Annotated in this window: 21 protein-coding genes, 1 pseudogene and 1 riboswitch; of the genes and pseudogenes, 8 read left to right on the top strand and 14 right to left on the bottom strand. The window is 37.6% G+C overall.

Annotated elements, in window-relative coordinates; translation table 11 throughout:
• The first annotated feature begins 19 nt into the window (after positions 1-19).
• The 4 genes and pseudogenes from LRP83_RS03125 (at position 20) to LRP83_RS03110 (ending at position 1,766) form a co-directional block, all read left to right on the top strand.
• Positions 20-499: a Na+/H+ antiporter subunit E gene (locus tag LRP83_RS03125; RefSeq protein WP_230495209.1), complete on the top strand. Its 480-nt coding sequence runs from the start codon at positions 20-22 to the stop codon at positions 497-499.
• A complete protein-coding gene (locus LRP83_RS03120) occupies positions 496-780 on the top strand; it encodes a Na(+)/H(+) antiporter subunit F1 (RefSeq protein WP_230495208.1) in 285 nt (94 codons plus the stop codon). The genes LRP83_RS03125 and LRP83_RS03120 overlap by 4 nt, the downstream gene beginning before the upstream one ends.
• On the top strand, positions 758-1,129 hold the full coding sequence (gene mnhG / locus LRP83_RS03115) for a monovalent cation/H(+) antiporter subunit G (protein ID WP_230495207.1): 372 nt from the start codon (positions 758-760) through the stop codon (positions 1,127-1,129). Before LRP83_RS03120 ends, mnhG begins: the two co-directional genes overlap by 23 nt.
• Before the next feature lie 150 nt (positions 1,130-1,279).
• Positions 1,280-1,766 (top strand): annotated as a pseudogene (locus LRP83_RS03110) (pyridoxamine 5'-phosphate oxidase family protein).
• Positions 1,767-2,156: 390 nt separating this feature from the next.
• Here LRP83_RS03110 and menC read toward each other — a convergent pair.
• The 8 genes from menC to LRP83_RS03070 all read right to left on the bottom strand — a co-directional run bounded on the left by menC (position 2,157) and on the right by LRP83_RS03070 (position 10,116).
• Positions 2,157-3,293 carry an o-succinylbenzoate synthase gene (menC, locus tag LRP83_RS03105; RefSeq protein WP_435531320.1) on the bottom strand — a complete coding sequence of 379 codons (1,137 nt, stop codon included), beginning with the start codon at positions 3,291-3,293 and terminating at the stop codon, positions 2,157-2,159.
• Between the two features lie 20 nt (positions 3,294-3,313).
• Positions 3,314-4,165, bottom strand: coding sequence for a MurR/RpiR family transcriptional regulator (locus LRP83_RS03100; protein ID WP_230495206.1), 852 nt, complete (start codon positions 4,163-4,165; stop codon positions 3,314-3,316).
• 17 nt (positions 4,166-4,182) lie between these two features.
• Positions 4,183-5,328, bottom strand: a complete 1,146-nt coding sequence (locus LRP83_RS03095; RefSeq protein ID WP_230495205.1) for a M20 peptidase aminoacylase family protein — start codon at positions 5,326-5,328, stop codon at positions 4,183-4,185.
• Positions 5,321-6,160 (bottom strand): GNAT family N-acetyltransferase, encoded by an 840-nt coding sequence (locus tag LRP83_RS03090; protein ID WP_230495204.1) that lies wholly within the window; start codon positions 6,158-6,160, stop codon positions 5,321-5,323. The genes LRP83_RS03095 and LRP83_RS03090 overlap by 8 nt, the downstream gene beginning before the upstream one ends.
• A gap of 341 nt (positions 6,161-6,501) precedes the next feature.
• Positions 6,502-7,167 carry a phosphatase PAP2 family protein gene (locus tag LRP83_RS03085; RefSeq protein WP_230495203.1) on the bottom strand — a complete coding sequence of 222 codons (666 nt, stop codon included), beginning with the start codon at positions 7,165-7,167 and terminating at the stop codon, positions 6,502-6,504.
• A gap of 89 nt (positions 7,168-7,256) precedes the next feature.
• Positions 7,257-8,177, bottom strand: a complete 921-nt coding sequence (locus tag LRP83_RS03080; RefSeq protein ID WP_230495202.1) for an EamA family transporter — start codon at positions 8,175-8,177, stop codon at positions 7,257-7,259.
• Between the two features lie 252 nt (positions 8,178-8,429).
• Positions 8,430-9,401: a sensor histidine kinase gene (locus tag LRP83_RS03075; RefSeq protein ID WP_230495201.1), complete on the bottom strand. Its 972-nt coding sequence runs from the start codon at positions 9,399-9,401 to the stop codon at positions 8,430-8,432.
• A gap of 13 nt (positions 9,402-9,414) precedes the next feature.
• Complete coding sequence (locus LRP83_RS03070; protein WP_230495200.1) at positions 9,415-10,116, bottom strand: LytR/AlgR family response regulator transcription factor; 702 nt, start codon at positions 10,114-10,116, stop codon at positions 9,415-9,417.
• A gap of 29 nt (positions 10,117-10,145) precedes the next feature.
• Between LRP83_RS03070 and LRP83_RS03065 the strand changes: the two genes are divergently transcribed.
• From LRP83_RS03065 to LRP83_RS03055, 3 genes are read left to right on the top strand one after another with little or no spacing between them, the layout of a single operon-like run.
• The gene (locus tag LRP83_RS03065; RefSeq protein ID WP_230495199.1) at positions 10,146-10,298 is read left to right on the top strand and encodes a hypothetical protein; all 153 of its coding nucleotides are present in this window, start codon (positions 10,146-10,148) and stop codon (positions 10,296-10,298) included.
• Positions 10,291-11,043, top strand: coding sequence for an ABC transporter ATP-binding protein (locus LRP83_RS03060; RefSeq protein ID WP_230495198.1), 753 nt, complete (start codon positions 10,291-10,293; stop codon positions 11,041-11,043). The genes LRP83_RS03065 and LRP83_RS03060 overlap by 8 nt, the downstream gene beginning before the upstream one ends.
• Positions 11,033-12,190, top strand: a complete 1,158-nt coding sequence (locus LRP83_RS03055) for an ABC transporter permease (RefSeq protein ID WP_230495197.1) — start codon at positions 11,033-11,035, stop codon at positions 12,188-12,190. Before LRP83_RS03060 ends, LRP83_RS03055 begins: the two co-directional genes overlap by 11 nt.
• 131 nt (positions 12,191-12,321) lie before the next feature.
• On the opposite strand, the gene LRP83_RS03050 is transcribed toward LRP83_RS03055, so the two are convergent.
• From LRP83_RS03050 to LRP83_RS03035, 4 genes are read right to left on the bottom strand one after another with little or no spacing between them, the layout of a single operon-like run.
• A complete protein-coding gene (locus LRP83_RS03050; protein WP_230495196.1) occupies positions 12,322-12,783 on the bottom strand; it encodes a flavodoxin domain-containing protein in 462 nt (153 codons plus the stop codon).
• Complete coding sequence (locus tag LRP83_RS03045; protein WP_230495195.1) at positions 12,764-13,810, bottom strand: ribonucleotide-diphosphate reductase subunit beta; 1,047 nt, start codon at positions 13,808-13,810, stop codon at positions 12,764-12,766. Before LRP83_RS03045 ends, LRP83_RS03050 begins: the two co-directional genes overlap by 20 nt.
• Positions 13,811-13,831: 21 nt before the next feature.
• Positions 13,832-16,117 carry a ribonucleoside-diphosphate reductase subunit alpha gene (locus LRP83_RS03040; protein ID WP_230495194.1) on the bottom strand — a complete coding sequence of 762 codons (2,286 nt, stop codon included), beginning with the start codon at positions 16,115-16,117 and terminating at the stop codon, positions 13,832-13,834.
• Entirely contained in the window at positions 16,114-16,602 is a 489-nt protein-coding gene (locus tag LRP83_RS03035; RefSeq protein WP_230495193.1) for an acyl-CoA thioesterase, read from the bottom strand. The genes LRP83_RS03040 and LRP83_RS03035 overlap by 4 nt, the downstream gene beginning before the upstream one ends.
• 146 nt (positions 16,603-16,748) lie before the next feature.
• Positions 16,749-16,933: riboswitch (cobalamin riboswitch) on the bottom strand.
• A 204-nt stretch (positions 16,934-17,137) separates the two neighbouring features.
• Between LRP83_RS03035 and LRP83_RS03030 the strand changes: the two genes are divergently transcribed.
• Complete coding sequence (locus tag LRP83_RS03030) at positions 17,138-17,758, top strand: DUF2238 domain-containing protein (protein WP_435531319.1); 621 nt, start codon at positions 17,138-17,140, stop codon at positions 17,756-17,758.
• Between the two features lie 59 nt (positions 17,759-17,817).
• Here the strand turns inward: LRP83_RS03030 and LRP83_RS03025 are convergent, their stop codons facing one another.
• The gene (locus LRP83_RS03025; RefSeq protein ID WP_230495192.1) at positions 17,818-18,057 is read right to left on the bottom strand and encodes a glutaredoxin family protein; all 240 of its coding nucleotides are present in this window, start codon (positions 18,055-18,057) and stop codon (positions 17,818-17,820) included.
• Positions 18,050-18,379 (bottom strand): bacillithiol system redox-active protein YtxJ, encoded by a 330-nt coding sequence (ytxJ, locus tag LRP83_RS03020; protein WP_230495191.1) that lies wholly within the window; start codon positions 18,377-18,379, stop codon positions 18,050-18,052. Before ytxJ ends, LRP83_RS03025 begins: the two co-directional genes overlap by 8 nt.
• Positions 18,380-18,515: the final 136 nt, after the last annotated feature.

Here is an 18,515-nt window from a genome sequence, read left to right as displayed (position 1 = left end):
AGGGAAGGAGTTGTTGCCAATGCCCATGCAAGTATTAATTAATTTATTTATTGGTGTATTATGGATGTTTCTACAAGATCATTGGAGCGTATTAACCTTTTTTAGTGGATACTTGTTTGGTTTAATTGTTCTCTATATTTTACGAAGGTATTTTCCTACAAAATTCTATTTAGTCACTTTAATAGATATTTTCAGACTGCTCATTGTGTTTAGTCATGAATTGTTTACTTCTAGTATTGCGGTCATTCGACAAGTAATCAGACCTAAACTAAAGGTTGCACCTGGGATTTTTACTATAGAAACTGATTTGGAAGGTGATTTGGAAGTCACTCTTCTTGCCTTACTCCTTTGTTTAACACCTGGGTCTGTTGTAGTAGAAGTATCACCCGATAATAAAAAGTTTTATATCCATGCAATCGATATACCCGAGTCAAAGGAGTCGGTTTTTAAATCAAAAACAAGATTCGAAGGAGCGATAAAGAAGGTGACGCGAAAATGATTAATTTCATCTTAATATGTTCGTTATTATTTCTAACTTTCTCTATTTTGGCTATTAGTTATCGTTTAGTGGTAGGGCCTTCTGCTCCTGATAGGATTCAAGCATTAGATGCGTTAGGAGTTAATCTAATTGCCGGAGTAGCTATTTTCTCGGTTTTCCTAAGAAGCGTAGCCTTTTTTGAAATCATTTTGTTAATCGGAATCCTTTCATTTATCGGAACAATCGCTCTTGCTAAGTTTATTGAAAGAGGTGTTGTCATTGAACACAAACGTTCCGAGTGAATTACTTCCTGTTGTTCTAATATTTATAGGTACCATCTTTTGTTTCCTTAGTGCAATAGGCTTAATCCGATTACCTGATGTCTATACCCGTTCTCACGCTTTATCAAAAGGCTCTACAATGGGTGTTTTATTTACCTTGATTGGAACTTTTGTTTTTTTCTTATTAGAAGAAGATTATTTTAGTATCAGATTATTTCTTGGGATTTTCTTTGTATTCTTAACAGCTCCATTGTCAGCACACGTCATCACTCGTGCTGCATATCGCTCAAACGTAGAGCTGGCAAAAGAAAGCATTCAAGATGATTTAAAAGAAATCATGATTCATCGTAAAGAAAAACATGGCCGATAAAAATAACAAATTTAGCAGTCCAATTAGCATATCAATTGGACTGCTTTTTTATTTGGCTTAAGGAGAGTTGTTCTTAGTAATCCGCCATACCTGAATAAAAGTTGTTGTAAAGGGCAGTATACCTCTGTAAACATTAATGAGGTGATGGAAATGTCTAACATAATGAAACTAGAAGAAGTGGAAAAATTAAGAGATTTAATCAAAGACATAGACACAGCTATGTTGACTACGGTAACTGAAGAAGGGCTTGTTTCTCGTCCTATGAAAACACAAGAAATAGAATTTGATGGAGACTTATGGTTTTTCACAAAGAAGGAAACTAATAAATATGAAGAAATTTTACATGATCAAGATGTTAATGTGGCTTATGTAGGTAAATCCTATGTTTCCGTCCGTGGAAGAGCGGAAATCGTTGAGGATTTAGACAAGAAAAAGGAATTGTGGAGCTATGCTTATGAGAAAATTATGCAAACTTCTTATGATGATCCTAATGTTTATCTTGATAAAGGTAAAAGCTGAATCAGCCGAATATTGGGAAACCGGTAATTTTACAAAAAAAGTCGCCTTTCTCTATAAACGCATGACAGGGCAAAATTCTAAATCGACAGATGTTAATGAAACTGTTGAATTAAATTAATAACAGCAAAAATGAGTTGTCTGGCCATAGGAGGATCCATGAAATCAAAAAAGCAGTTGACCTCGTATCAACTGCTTTGCTAGTTTACCTATTATGGATTCTTTGACACAGATAATTTCAAATAAAAGCGAACCCTCAAGGAACAAGAGGAGGGAGTCGACATGGGTTGATAAATAAGCGGAGAAAGTTCCCTTAATTACGAAATAGCACTGAATATTGCTTATATAGACGGAAGGATTCCGGCTATTTACTCAAAAAACGTCAAAATGGGTCATTTCGCTTTGCTTAATCGGAAAATTTCCTCTTATATCCCCGAATCAAGCCCTATTTGGCAGTTTAGCCGGAAAATCTCCGCTTATTAAAATTGCGTCTGCTCATTTTCACTTTCTATCAAAGGATATTGGTAGCTGTGAAAACGGATTTATCCAAGCGATAGGATTCAAGAACTTGACGATTCACTTCATAGCCAATTCCCGGTAGATTTGGCACTTGAATCACTCCATTATTGACGATGACCTCTGGATCGATAATATCCTTGACCCAATATCGAGAAGAACCTGCTGTATCACCAGGTAAATCAAACTGAGGTAAAGTCGTTAGAGCGACGTTATGGGCTCGACCAATTCCGGCTTCTAACATTCCACCACACCAGACGGAAATACCCTGTTCAGCACAGTAATCATGGATTCTCTTTGATTCAGTAAGTCCGCCCACTCTACCAATCTTAATATTAATGATTTTACAGCTACCTAGCTCAACTGCTTTTCTAGCATCCTCAGAGGAATGAATGCTTTCATCTAAGCAAATTGGGGTAGTTAATTGAGCCTGTAATTTTGCATGATCAATAATATCGTCATGACCGAGAGGCTGTTCGATCATCATTAAATTGAGATCATCTAATTTTTTCAATGTCTCAATATCACGTAAGGTGTATGCGGAATTGGCATCTGCCATTAACAAAGTATCGGGAAAATGGTTACGCACTTCCTTCAACCATTCATAGTCATAGCCTGGCTTTATTTTAATTTTCATTCGCTTGTAGCCCTCATTGACAAAGCCATCTACAACTCGAAGGAGTTCCTTAGTACTAGATTGGATTCCAATACTAATTCCAACATCAATTTGCTGCTTTTCCCCTCCAAGTGCTACATATAACGGGATACTTTGACGTTTGGCATATAAATCCCAAACAGCTCCTTCTAATGCTGCTTTCGCCATATTGTTTCTTCTAAACGGTTCGAATCGTTTGGATACTTCATCAGGATGTCCGATTGGTGATTCAAGCAATAATGGAATTAGGAATTTTTCCATTAAATGCTTGTTCGTTTCAACCGTTTCCTCACTATACCAAGGGCTTGAAAAAGCGGTCGATTCGCCAAATCCGATGCACCCAGTATCATCCTCCATTTCAATCACAAAAAAATCTTTTTCTTGAAAGGTTCCAAAACTTGTGCTAAACGGGTCCTTTAATGTCATAGCCAAACGGTGAAGCGTGACTTTCCGAATCGAGATTGAATTATTTGTCAAGATGAGTTCCTCCTTTAAAATTACTCCATAAAAAATTGCTGATAGGTTAGTTGTTCGTATGATTCCATACGTTCTTTAAACTGCTCTGAATTTTTCACTGATACTCCAGCAATTAATGCATTCATTAGTGAAAAGACCGCTGGTGCAACATCTAGTGTCGATTTGACTGGTAGCTGTACGGTGAATAATACATTTGCATACTCTTTAATCGGTGCAACCTCTGAATCAGAGAAAGCAATAACAAAGGCTCCAAGTCGCTTTGCTTCCTTAGCCAAATTAATCGTTTCTACTGCATAACGGTGAAAGGAGAAGGCAACAAATACACTTTTTTCGTCCATTTCCCTCATTCTTAAAATGACGTCATCGGTATCAGGACGAAACAATCGTACGTTATTTCGAATCAATTCAAGTGTGAACGAAAACCAATGGGCCATCGCATAAGAAGATCTGAGACCTGAAACAAGTACTCGTTCAGAAATGGTTAATTGATCCACGGCTTTTTGGAAATCTTCGTTATTTAATCTCTCTGCTGTTTGATTAATGACTTCTGAATCCTTAAACATGATTTTTTTTGAAAAATCTTGATCTCTGTCCATTTCATTTTTCATTGAATGGTATTCAAATAGAGTACTCTGTTTATTGATTAACTGATCTTGGATAACCTTTTGGAAGGCACTAAAGCCACTATATCCAAGTGCATAACAGAAACGAATGACTGTCGTTTCACTTACGTTAATCTCACTTCCAACTTGTTCAGCAGAATTTAATGCAAAAGCTTCAGGATTGGTTAAAAAATGTTTGGACACTTTTTTTAATCCTTTTGAAAATTCATCATATTTCTCCTGTACTTCTATTTTCAAAGTATCTAACATGTATATTCTCCTGTTTTTTATAAGCTAACCTTACCAATCTGCAAGATTGCCAAGCTTAAAATTCTCACTCCATTTAGAAGAGCGTCTAGGTTAAAGCTCATATTAGGATGATGTAGTCCAGGTGCTAGGCCAGTACCAAGACCAACCATTGTCGATTGGATATGTGGGTATGTTTGTTTATAAAAATGAAAATCTTCTCCACCAGGTGTGACAGGAGGTGGAACGAGTCCGTCTTCACCAAGAGCCTCCACTATCGCCACCTCTACAATCCTCTCCAACTCGCTACTAGCCTCTGCCGCTACCATTGATGCGAGTGGTTCGAGCTTAACCTCAGCATGATTCACGGAGCCTGAGGTCACGACAGCATGTTGAACTCGCTTTAACAAATCAGTCATCACTTCATTCTGCTCAGCTCTCACATCCAGTCCAAATTCAGCATGATCAGGAATCGTGTTAAGGTTATCTCCTCCCGCTTTGATCATCGTTACCTTCGCAGATGCCGAAACCGTCGGATCCATTTTGACAGAATTGACCGCATGAATAATGGAGCCAACGGAGTCAACCACATTAATGCCAAGGTGAGGTCTAGCACCATGAGCCTGTATACCTTTTACTTCTCCTTTTAAAAGAGTCGTTGCTCCATGGTAAATGGCAGGTGCAGCTTTTCCGAATTCCATTTCTTGAATCGGACGAAGATGGATGCCAAGTAAATAATTAATGTCTTCAATGACTCCTTTTTCGATGATTGCTTGTGCTCCTTTTCCTGATTCTTCAGCCGGTTGAAAAATGATTTTGATTAAACCCTTTGGTGTATAGCCGATTTCCTTTAAGCAAGTAATCGTATGGAGCACCATCGTCATATGGGCATCATGCCCACAGGAATGATTGGCTTTCCATTCTCCATCAACCAACTGGAATAACGCATCCATATCTGCTCTAATACCAATTGTGGGACCATCCTCTTTGTTTCCCCAATAGCCAATTACGCCTGTATGATCCTCGAACGTTTCGTACCGAATTCCTAGTTTCTCTAGCTGAGAACATAAGAATTTGGTCGTCTCCACTTCCCTCCAGCTCACTTCCGCATGAGTGTGTAAGTGATGATAGGTTGACTTGATTACATCTTCACATTTGGCTACCCATTCATTTATTTCCTTAATCATATAAATCCTCCAGTGTTGTCTTTTCTAGTACGTAATATTGAATTGAAGAATGTGGTACTTTTACAACTCCAGTAATAACAAAATCATGTAAAAGGGCCTCACTAATTACATTCCTTATTGCAAATCTCCAAGCCTTTGCTAGTTCAAGATTTGTTTGTTTAAGCAGTTGAATATTTGTAGGGACGGCCACAAGGTAGCCATCCTTTTGTGGATTGAATTTTTCAAAGTCCAATGATGGATGTTCTGTATCCCTATCTATTTGAAGCAGAACTTCATAATCATGTTCTGTTTTGTTAGGCATCACATTTGAAATGGCGATTTTGACACGACTGGAACAGATATTCCATTCAATTTCAAGCCGGTCAGAGGGGAGACCTTTGTTCAATCTATCCTGCATTTCACCATAATAAGAGGTTATATATGTTTTAGAGTAAGCCCCTAATTTACACAAATTAAAATAACCGTTTCTCACTTCTAATGGATCAAACGTCCAGACAATTTTTTGATAACCATAGGTAATCGCCCATTCCCTTTGCTTGATTTTCAACTGATATCCGACCCCAGCATTTTGATACTCTGGAAGGACTGCAGCCATATGTGAGACTAGAAAGACTTCTCCATTCCTGAAGCCAGCGAACCCATAACAAAACCCGATTAAGCGATTTTCAGAAAAGGCACCAATAAGAATTCCTCCATGATGAATCGAGGCTACCAAATGAGGCAATGGGGTTACTGATTCCTGGCTCCAAATGTCGGACTGTAATAGAACGACTTCATTTATATCTGCTAAATCTTCAATTGTTTTGTAGGTGATTGAATCGATTTGACTCATCGTATTCCCCTCCTTATCTATTAAGTTCTTTTTTTGTTTTCTAGTGCATATTAAGGAAGATTGAATTCATTGATGTCTTATATGAGGCATTTATCATAGGTGTGATTGGAGTAGAGGACCTGGTTGTTCTATGCTGACAGGAAATCATTCTTAGGATTTCCCCTTTTAAAGCCTGACCTTTATTTCTGAAATTATGAAGCGTTTGCTTTTTCATATTATATAATAGGTGCAAATGATAAACAACAATAATTTGTATTTTCAAAAAATTAAATGTCAATTTTAACTAAAAAAAGCACAACTAGGCTAAACTCCTAGTTGTGCTTTTTTCTAACCTTCTATTCTCATCCCTTAGCAGGTGCTCTTCTATTTCTACCATATTTATCTTGATATTTTTGAAAAAACCAAATAGCGATCGTAAGCCAAAATCCACTAGCAAAATAACCGCCAATAACATCACTTGGGTAATGGACGCCAAGGTAAATTCTGCTTATTCCGATTGATAAGATCATCATTACACTAATGATAATCAAAATGGTTCTACCTGCTCTAGTTGATATATTGTGCCAAAGCAGAAAGGAGGTTATCGTATAGACTGTACAGGAATTCATCGCATGTCCGCTTGGAAAGCTATAGCCTGCAATTTCAACCAGCCGATGAATGTCTGGTCGAGCCCGTTGAAAAAGGTATTTCAAAATTAGATTCAAAATCGCTGATCCAATAATGGCAGCAACAAATAAAACCAGTTCCGTTCGGTGTTTTAAAACAACATATAGGAATAATAGGACAACTAATGATAAGACAATAACGGCAGGCGTGTCACCGATTATAGAGAATAACTTCATAATAGATGTTAAACCTGGACTCTCAAATCCTTGTACAAATGAAATAATGGTGCTATCAAATTGGACGATTTTCTTGGCACTTATAATAAAAACCAAGAAGCTAAATACAATCAAAGACAAAATGCTAATAATTAATGCAATAGAAAGCTTAAATTTTAAATTCATCTGTTCTACTCACCTCAGGAGTTTATTTTTTCCATTACTTCCTTTTGTATGTGCTTGGAGGCAATTTTAAAAATAATTTCCTAATATACCTATGCTTCCTTTTTCTTTAAAGTGGAACTATTCATGGATGGCACCGTTTTTACAAAGGAAAGATTTAAGTTTCCTACATAGATTCCCCCTAATATGACAACCACTCCCACCCACTGAATGATCGTCACTTGTTCTGCTAGAATAATAGCGGACATGATGACAGCAACAGGTAGCTCGGCAGCTGCTAAGATGGTTCCTAGTCCTACTCCAACACGAGGCATTCCGATTGCAAATAATACCGGTGGTAGAACAACACCAAACAATCCTAATAAAAATCCATATGGCACTAGTCCTGATAATTCGTTTATATTTAGCAGGAAGGTTGGTGGAAACAACACCATCACGGTCATTAATCCGCCTGTAGATAAAATGGCACTCTTCTGAACTGGCGGCAGTTCATTTCCAACCGAGCTGCTAATATAAATAAAGGCTGAGAATGTAATAGCCGAGAGCATTCCCCACATGATTCCGATCCATGGCAATTCCGTCATGCCACCTGTTAACAGCCCTGATGAAAATACCGTTCCGATAAGTAAGATAACAATAGAAATGATTTTACTACTAGTTGGCTTTTTTCGACCAATTAGCCATTCTAATAATGTCCCAATCCAAACGAATTGAAATAAAAATACGATGGCAAGTGACGCGTCGAGAGTTTGTAATGCTTGATAATAAAACACACTCGTTAAGCCGACGGGTATACCAGAAACAAGCAATTTAACAATTTGAGCTAGCCCTAATTTCTTTCTTTTTGTAAAAAGAACCGTTAGCCATAAAAGGAGAGTTCCTGTTATTAGCTGGCTTCCCGATACCTGTGTCATGGTAAAACCATTAGAGTAAGCTAGCTTTACTACGGTTGATAAAATACCGTAACTAGAGCCACCTAATAATACGATTAATGCATAATGCCATGTTTTCATTTTTCATCATCCTTTCCTTAAACACAAAAAAGCCACACAAATGTCTAATAACATCTGTGTGGCGAAAATAGAGAATCCTCTAGAAAAGTCCACGTTCCAATTAGGTTTTTATGATTCAATTCAAATTTGATTATAGTAACATAAGTTTTAATTGTCAAGATTTCTGGTATGCTAGTGTTGGAAATGTATTTTCTATTTAAGTAAAGACATTAAATAGCTATTTGGCTCCTCACTTCCATGAACATGCCCCTACTACCTAATAGCTGGCACCTTAATCTTAACTTCAAACTCCTCACCTTTATGCACAAAATCTAGGAAGCCTTGGTGTTCTTCTACAATGTCTTTTATGATTTTTGTACCAAGTCCTTCGTGTGCCCCGCCCTTTGTCGTCTTTCCGTATGAGCTGAAAAGTTCATCGACAATTTTTACAGGAATGGGTAGGCTGTTGTTTTTACATAGGAGAATGTATAACCCGCTTCTTTTGTAAAACTCTACAATAACAGTAGATGGTTTTCTTCTTAGTACCTGCCATTCCTCACAAGCATCTAAACTATTTGAAAGGAGATTCCCTATTAATGTAACAATCTTCTGATCAGATAGAGGCAAGGTTGAAAGAGGTAAATCTAAGTCATAGATTACCTCAATTCCAGATTTCCTAGCACGAAGATAGGCTTGATGTAATACGCTTGCTACGACACCACTTTCTCCTTTTATCGAAAGATTCGTTTCTTCATAGCTTTCTACTAATTCATCTAAGTAATGTTTAGCATCGTTTGGCTTGTTGTTGTCCAGCATAAAGTGAATGGCGGATATGTGCTTGAGAAAATCATGGCGCTCGCTTCGGACGACACGGAACGTTTCATTTATCTGTTCTAGCTGAGCATCATGTTCCGAGCTGTTCTTCGTCAATTCTGTCACTCGATTGGCCCAAGCATTTCTTACAAACTCCAATCCGATAAATAAAAGCATAGGAAGAAAAGATATCCACTTCGGCAGACCCCCAATAGAAATAAACATGACTAACACCTGTAAGCCAAAAAGAAACATATTCCACTCAATACCTAGAGTGGCTATTTGTACGAACACAGTCCGATTCAGATAATACACCATCCCACTCACGATTAGAATCGTTAGATAAAATGGAAGGATATGCCCAAACAAAACATGCAGGTGAAAGAAACCGAACAATCCAGGAGCTAGCCAATATATTTTTAATTTGTCCAAGTTCTCTCACCCTTTAGAAATAATGCTGTTGTAGAAAATCGACTTTATCTTTCGTAATCATCGCTTGCTCCTCCATCCCTTCAAAGGAGACGATGTAGGAGTTTTTCGCATAGAGGGAAAAGTTTTTCACATGATGAATGTTAATAATGAAGGAACGGTGTGAACGGAGAAAATCACGTTCTCTTAGCTCCCCTTCTAGCTCATTTAATGTCTGATACGTTTTAATCGATCCCGTTTTCGTGTAAATAGTCGTCGAGCGACCAGAACGTTCAATAAAAACGATATCCTTCTTTTGGACAATATGAATATCATTCTTTAACTTTAAATATAACCTACCAGCAATTTCTGATGCATTTGATTTTGCCATTAACCGCTCGATACTTTTAACCAATCTCTCCTTCGGATAAGGCTTCATTATATAGTCATGAACATTCAACTCAAAAGCATGCACCGCATACCCGCTATTAGCTGTTACGAAAATGACAGCGATATCTAGGGCATGGGAATAAATAATGTCAGCTAGCTCATAGCCAGAAAGATTGGGCATTTCAATATCTGCTATCAACAAATCGACGGATTTTTTTTTTATATATTCATAAGCCTCTTCGGCATTTAGGGTTGAGAAGACAATTTCTACATCAGCTATCCCTGCTACTATGCCGTTCAGTTTATCTAAATCTATATATCTATCATCTACAAGTCCAACTTTCATCATGTCGCCCTCACTTTTACATTTTCCAATTCATGGTGAAGTACTTAATTTTACCATTAAAAGAGTGGATTCGTCATTTTCGCGACATCAAAGGGAATATTCACGACATAACTGCTGATTACCGGTTCAAATATTTGTATGATGAAAACAAGAAAACAACCTACAGAGGTGGAAAAGATGATTAACGTTCAAGATGTAACGAAAAAGTTCCAAGATAAGAAAGTATATGTGACTGCACTTAAACATGTTTCCTTCGACGTTCAAAAAGGAGAAGTTGTTGGGCTACTTGGAGAGAATGGTGCCGGGAAAACGACTTTACTTCGAACAATCGCCACACTACTAACGCCAACGGATGGAACTATATCTGTCGCAGGGTATGACACGGTGAAAAATCCCGAAGAGGTAAAGAAAAAAATGGGTGTCCTCTTTGGTGGAGAAACCGGGTTATACGATCGTTTAACGGCACGAGAAAATTTAGAGTATTTCGCAACGCTGTATGGTTTAAGCAAGCATGAAACGAAAGTTCGGATTGAGGAATTAGCGAAAATGTTTGGAATGAAAGATTACTTAAATCGTAAAGTAGTTGGCTTTTCAAAAGGGATGCGTCAAAAGGTTGCCATTGCACGGACATTAATTCATAATCCTGACATCATCCTATTCGATGAACCAACGACAGGGTTAGATATCACTTCTTCCAATGTATTCCGGCAGCTCGTTCATCAACTGAAACGTGATGGAAAAACGATTATTTTCTCGAGCCACATTATGGAGGAAGTCACAATGCTTTGTGACACAGTAGCGATGATGCATAAAGGGGAACTTGTTCATCACGGGTCATTAGAAGCACTTTACAAAGAAGAAGAAAGTCGCGATTTGAATTATATTTTCATGAGTAAATTAGTAAGGGGGAACACCGATTATGTTTCTTAATATTTATAAAAAAGAAATGAAAGACTCCTTCCGCGATCGTCGGACGTTATTGTTAACCGTTTTATTACCAATCATCATGATGACTGGCCTTGTTCTATTTTATGAAAATATGATTTCGGATGGCGCAAATGAAACCTACACACTTGCCGTCAATGAATCTTTCGGTACTAATGAAGAAGCCTTATTTACTGGAATTAAAAATATTGAACTAGTAAAAACGCCTAATCCAGAAACAACTCTAGGGGATGGCGATGCACAAGCAGCGCTTATTTTAAGCCAAGATTTCATTAAAAAGGTCCAAAAAGGTGAAGATGCTACTGCCACTCTTATTGGAGATTCCTTTAGCCAAAAATCGTCTCAATTAATGACATTCGTAACAACTGCATTAGGAAACTATGAATTTATAGTCGTTTCAGAACGATTAAGCGGTCAAGGAATACCAGAAAAGCTTGTCCAACCTTTTACCATCGTTCAAAAAGAACTAACGGAAGAAAATGATGGCTTGAATTTAATAGCGATGCTCGTTCCGTTAATTTTAGCATTAGCCATCGGTATCGGTGCTGGGCCATCAGCTGCTGACTTGTTTGCAGGTGAAAAAGAGAAGAAAACGATGGAAGCCTTGTTAATGACACCAGTGAATCGGATGACCCTACTTACTGCCAAGTGGTTAACTATTGCGACAATCGGAGCTATCACAGGGATGATCACACTAGTAGTGGTTGCATTGGAAATTAACTTTTTAACGGAAAGCTTAAAAAGTGCCGTTTCATTCGGCGACAATGTTTATATCATCATTGGAGTAGCCCTCCTTGGTTCGATTGTCTATTCCATGTTTGTTGCTTCTCTATTAATGATCACAAGTATTATGGGAAAAACGATTAAAGAATCACAAAGCTACAGCACACCGATTATGATGATTGCGATGTTCCCACTCATGATCACGACAGGCATTGGCATAAACGAATTATCCTTCCATCATTTTGCCATTCCAATGATGAACATCTTTACGATTTTAAAAGAACTTAGCTTCGGAATCGTAAACTACCAACACCTAGGTATTATGATTGGAAGTAATCTAGTATACATTGTCATTGCCTTTATTGTAGCGAGAATTATGTTTATGAAGGATAAGTGGGTAATGAATTGAGGTAAGTAGTTTGCTCTTTTAGTGGAAAGGATCTAAATATAGATGAATTAGCATATCAAATCACATTGTGATTGATATGCTTTTTTTAACGAACCTGTCCGAATGAGGCTCGTATTCAGACAAACACTGTTTCACACCATTAACGGACTTACTCGCCTCGCTATAGATTCAACAAATTGAAAGCACCTCTTTAGATCACCATCTTGTGGCGTAAGTTCTATCTTTAAGGTTGCTGCTAAGGTTGTATTTACAAACAGCATGTTTTTGAACGCATCTACCGCTCCACAAAAATGAGGATAAAAGCTATCACCAGTTCCGAATACACCTGTTACTATATTTTTTTTATTAGCATGTTCAAAAGCTTTGTAAACAGCTACCATTTCTCTCGGAATTTCACCATTCCCCCATGTGTAGGTGCCAACCATAATCGCATCAAATTCCTCAAGCTTTTTCATAGGAAAATTGTGAACAGGGTACAGACTAACATCAGTAAAATTCTGTTTAGAAGCAGTATAAAGAATACTTGCCACTTCCTCCGTATTACCTGTTACCGAGGAATACACTATAGCTAACTTACAGTTCATCAAAGCCATTTGACTGTGTCACCTTTGTATAGGTCCTAGATTTCTGCTCAAAGAAATCAGATTTCGTTTCATTGATCATTTCATCACTGAATACATGGATCCATGGCATTGGATTTTTTCTTTCTTCGTATTGATTAGCTAAGCCAAGCTGACGTAACCGTTTGTTTGCCAGATATTCCACATAATCATTAAACTCGTTTAAATCAATCCCTTTGATATCTCCCAAAATATACTGCGCCCACTCTTTTTCAAGGGAAACAGCTTTATCTATTGTTTGATACACATAATCTATATATTGTGGAGCATTTAATTCAGGATGCTCTGATAATAAAATCCGAATAAACTGTGAAATAAAATAAGCATGCTGCATTTCATCGCGTTGAATGTAGCTAATCATTGTACTAGTTTTCAACATCTTCTGCTGCCGAGCTAAGTGATAGAAAAACGCAAATCCTGCATAGAAATAAATACCTTCTAAATTAATAGAATTGACCGCTAACTTAAAAAGTGTTACAGGAGTTGGTTCTTGTCTAAAATCTTCGTACGCATCTAAAATTAGCTGATTTCGCTTTCTCACGATTGGGTCATCCTTCGCTTGATTAAACCGTTCATTTTGGATAGGAAGAGGAACTAATGAACTTAAAATATATGAATAAGATTCATTATGTACGGCCTCTTGCTGTGAAATGACAGCAAAGATCGCTTTGAAGCTCGGATCTGTTACATAATCCATCACCTGGTACATCGTTGGCGTTTGCAAACTATCAAGTGAAGCAAGCTGGGTATTAATTCGCAAAAACACATCTTGCTCTTTTTCACTTAGCTGATCCCATTGTTTAATATCATCCTGCATGTTGATTTCTTGTGCTTTCCAAAAGTTTGATAGTAAGGTTTGATATAAATCGTACATTTGCGGATAGGCAATATCATTCCAGTTTAATAGACCAGAGGATTCGCCATTTATGATACCCGTTGATTTGTTAGGGAATTCAGGATTTAATAATTTCATTTTCGTTAAAGCTTCATTTATTGGCATAACAACAAACTCCCCTCTCTTTTAGCTATGACACGCTTCACACTCAGCGATTTCCGTCTGCGATGTACTTCTGACATAATACGTCGTTTTTAAGCGTTGCTTCCATGCCTCTAAGTGAAGCTGCAAAAGCTCTCTTGCTTTAATATCATGGCGAACATACAAGTTTAAGCTAATGGATTGATCAATATGACGTTGGCGGGCAGCATTTTGTCTAATGCTCCACACCTGATCAATGGCATGCCTTGCACGACGGTAATAGTTATACGTGTGGTGATCTAAGTCAGGAGCTGTGACTTTAAATTTAAAATTCTTTTTTTCCTCCGCATATTCAACCGCATAGATGGGATCAATTCCATCCGTAGATCCACCAATCTTTGCCGTTGAAGAGTTTGGTGCGATAGCCATCATCCATCCATTTCTCACACCATATTGTGCTATATCTGAACGAAGTTCTTTCCAGCGATTAGATGTATATTCCTTTCGATCAAAATATAAACCCGTATGCCACTCCGAGCCAGCAAACATTTGATAAGGCTCTTTCTCCTTAGCCAGCTCCATTGAAGTGCGAATCGTGTAATAGGCAATATCTTCATAGAGTTCGTCTGCATATTGGACAGCTTCATTTGATTCCCAAAAGATGTGTTTGACAGCTAATAAGTGATGCCAGCCAAAAGTACCTAAACCAACTGCACGGAAGGTTTGATTCGTTTTCCCGGCTTGTCCAACTGAAATGGTGTTTAAATCTATGACATTATCTAGCATTCTCATCTGAATTCGGATGAGCCTCTCCAACACATTTGCTTGAACGGCATTTGGTAGATGAATAGAAGATAGATTACAAACAACAAAATGACCTGGTTTACGTATAATCACGATATTTCCTTCTTCATCCTCATACTCTTTAACAACGGTGGTCGCAGACATGTTCTGTGTAATTTCCGTACATAAATTGCTGCAAAATATGGCTGTTCTCCCTTTGCCAAGTAGATGCTTATTTGGATTTTGCCGATTTACTTCATCACGATAAAAAATATACGGAGTTCCGGTTTCTAGCTGTGAAACCATTATTCGAGCCATAATATCCATTGCTCGGTACGTTTTCCGTGGCAGGAGTGGATGATTAACCGCTTCAATATATTTCTCCGTGAAAAAGGCTTGGTCAACCTCATCATAAAAGTCTTCCAGTCCTAAAGCTGTTCCATTCTCATCCTTCCACTTCATCACCTGCTTAATCTGATGCGGACAGAATGTGTGCCATTCTCCGATACTCCGCCCAGCTTCATCAAGCTCTTGAAGCTTTTTCATAAATAGATCAGGAATAGTGACGCCTGTAAAAATATCATGGGCCTTCCTACGCTCGTCTCCATTATTTGTTTTTAAATCTAAAAACCCGTTCATAATATCTTTGTGAAACACATCTAAATAAATCGCAATGGCACCTTGCCTTTGTCCAAGCTGATCCACACTCACAGCTGTATCGTTTAATAAACGGATCCAGGGCACCACACCAGATGAATTGCCTTTATATTTTTTGATATCTGACCCTAGAGCTCGAACCTTACCGTAGTAAATTCCAATTCCTCCACCGCCCTTGCTCAATCTAGCCACATCCCAGTTGTTCAAATAGATTCCATCTAATGAATCCTCAACGGTATCAATAAAACAAGATGAAAGCTGTCCGTGGCTTTTCCCAGCATTCGCTAAAGTCGGTGTAGCAACCGTCATATACAAATTGCTAAGCGCCCAATAGGCTTCTTTTACAAGTTCCCTTCGTTTTTCTTTAACTTCATTTTTCATTAAAAACATAGAAATAATCATGAACCTCTCTTGAGGCAATTCATACGTATTCCCTTCGTAATCCTTCGCAAGGTAACGATCAGTAAGTAAAAATAATCCTACATACGTAAACAGCTCATCACGTTCGGGTTGTATGATTCTACCAAACTCCATCATTTCATCCTTAGAATAGGATTGGAGTAATTCCGTAGAATAGATTCCTTCTTCTGTTAATGTCTGAATAAGCTTGTAGAAATCTCCGTATTTTCGTTTAACATCATACCCTCTTACTTTTGCAGCCTTATCATATAGCTCGAGTAAAAGAAGTTTAGCAGCGACAAATGTCCAGTTAGGCTCCGCCATCGAGATGTTATGTAAGGCATAGTAAAAGGCTTTTTCATGTATAGCGGACTCTTCTAAGTCCGAGATGTTTTCCAATAAAGGAGTAATATCTACTCCATATTTTTGAGAAGTAGCTTGTAACGCCTCTAATATCGGCTGATAGTTTAACGTGGTTGTTGTTGCAATCATTGCTTTTTCCCCTCTCCAAAAGCTTGTCCCTGTGTACGTTGTTTTCTTCTTTCTTGTGCATGCTTATGTAAATCTATTTCTTCCTCTGTTTCAGGTATCACACTAGGGACAGCAACGGGGAGACCATGTTCATCTATCGCCACCATCGTTAATATCGAGGTAGTCGTAATCGTCCGATTTCCCTTAAGTAAATTCTCACATTCTACTTTCACGTACACTTCCATGGACGTTCTTCCTGTTGAGAAAACAGATGCTTCAAGGTATAAAATATCACCCACCTTAGCTGAGGAAACAAAGTTCACTCTGTCAATGGATGCCGTGACAACGACACGTTTGCTATGCTTCATGGCTGAAATGGCAGCTATCTCATCAATATTAGATAAAACAGTTCCACCAAAAATAGTTCCGATATGATTCGTATCAGGTGGTAAAACTAGCTTTGTTTGAATCGTCCTTGACACATTAGATGAAATAGATTGACTCATAAGAAACACCCCTTTTTTCAAAAATAAAAAACCCATACTCAAAAGAGTATGGGTTATGTAAAACGTAAGATATGTAGACAAATAGAAAAAAAACTATAAGTAAAGAGAACATACCCTCGTTTTACCTTCCCAACTCCCGAAGAAGATAACACGCTATAAAAACGGCAGGTCTCCTGACTCATGCTTCACCCTACTCTAAGTCCTTCCCGTCTTATTTCTAGACAGTGGATATGTTCTTATTTCGTCAGCATTTACAGTTGCGGGGACAGTTCTGGATTTTCACCAGATTCCCTATTATGTCTTAATAGACACCGCTTTATCGGTTAAATACAATATGTAGTTGAGGTGTAATGAAGCAATACTAAATATAGTAATTTAATAGTGCTTTTTACAGTGTATTATATTCATCTTTCTATGACAACCTTTTTTTGTTGCTTTCTGCCTGGCATCATCCTTTTTTTATGTTTTTATTGGATTTATACAGTTATTTTGCAAATACTAAACATATCTTGTTTACTGTTGGAGTGATAATAAAGTGTCACATAAAAAGGGAAGTTCGATGCATTTTTTCTTGTTTTTTATTGTTATGTTTGTATTCATTTGGTCCCTGATTAAACCAGTTGAAGGTTATTTAGTTTGGTTGATGGAGGTTTCACCTTCCATTATCGTATTAATTTTCTTGATATCAATCTACAATAAGTTTCGCCTTACTACACTTTCCTATGTCATTATTACCATTCTTGTCATATTAACATTTATAGGAGGCCATTATTCATATTCGAAAGTTCCCTTATTTAACTGGATTAAAGATTATTTTGATTTGCAAAGAAACAACTATGATCGGTTTGGGCATTTCCTTAAGGGTCTAATGGTTATTGTCATAATCGAGGTATTACTAAAGAAAACGACTTTATTGAAAAGCAAAACGACAACTTTTATAGCATTATGTATAACACTATCTATCGGAGCTTTCTACGAAATCATAGAGTGGGCAAGTACAACCATATCAAAAGGTGGGAAGACAACAAAAGACTTTTTGGGTATGCAGGGAGATAGATGGGACGCTCAGTGGGATATGTTTTCATTACTCGTAGGTTCCATCCTTGCCGTACTTTTCTTCACTAAGCTCCTTTATAAAAAGGTAGAAAAATCCTGATCTGAATTCAAGAGAGAGATACTAAAAAAGCCGTGATCTATTGATCACGGCTCTACTTCTTATCTTACAGCCTCTAAAAGCTTATTCAATTCAGCAGGATTAAACCCTTTTACCGCTTTGTCTCCAACAGCTGTTACAGGAATACCCATAAAACCGAACTTTTCCACTTCTTCTTGATGCACAGGGTTAGCCATCAAGTCTCTTACCTCGAAAGCGACTCCTTCGCTAGTAAGCATTTCTTTAACCATCGTGCATTCCTTGCAGCCCTGCGCCGAATAGACAATTACTTTATTACTCATTAGTTAGGGCCTCCTTGATTGAATTCTGAGTGATTTTCCAATGGGAAGTATTCCACTTTACTTCCCCATCTTCTAGCATAAAAATTTGAGGAGATTCATGCTTGATTCCAAATTTATCAGCAATATGAAGAGAAACGGAACGGTCTTCAATGACATGGACGATCGCCGCAGAAGTGTCTGAACCATTCAGAAATGCTTGAAATTCTTCATGAGCCTTTGCACTGATTGGACAAGTAGTGCTATGTTTGAAAAGTAATTGTTTTCCTGATTGTTGAACAAATTGATTTAAATCTTCAATTGAATGTAGTTGTTTAATTGACATGATATAGCCCCTTTTTTAACCTACTGGATTTATTAATACTTTAACATGGGGACAGAATTTAAGACTAACATAATGCTCAGTAAGGTTGCTATTTTTAAAATTTATCACAAAATATGGAACAAATCAGTTGATTTGC

This window comes from Pseudoneobacillus rhizosphaerae, from assembly GCF_917563885.1.
Classification (GTDB): Bacteria; Bacillota; Bacilli; order Bacillales; family Cytobacillaceae; genus Pseudoneobacillus; species Pseudoneobacillus rhizosphaerae.
This window is presented reverse-complemented; position numbering and strand designations above follow the sequence as displayed.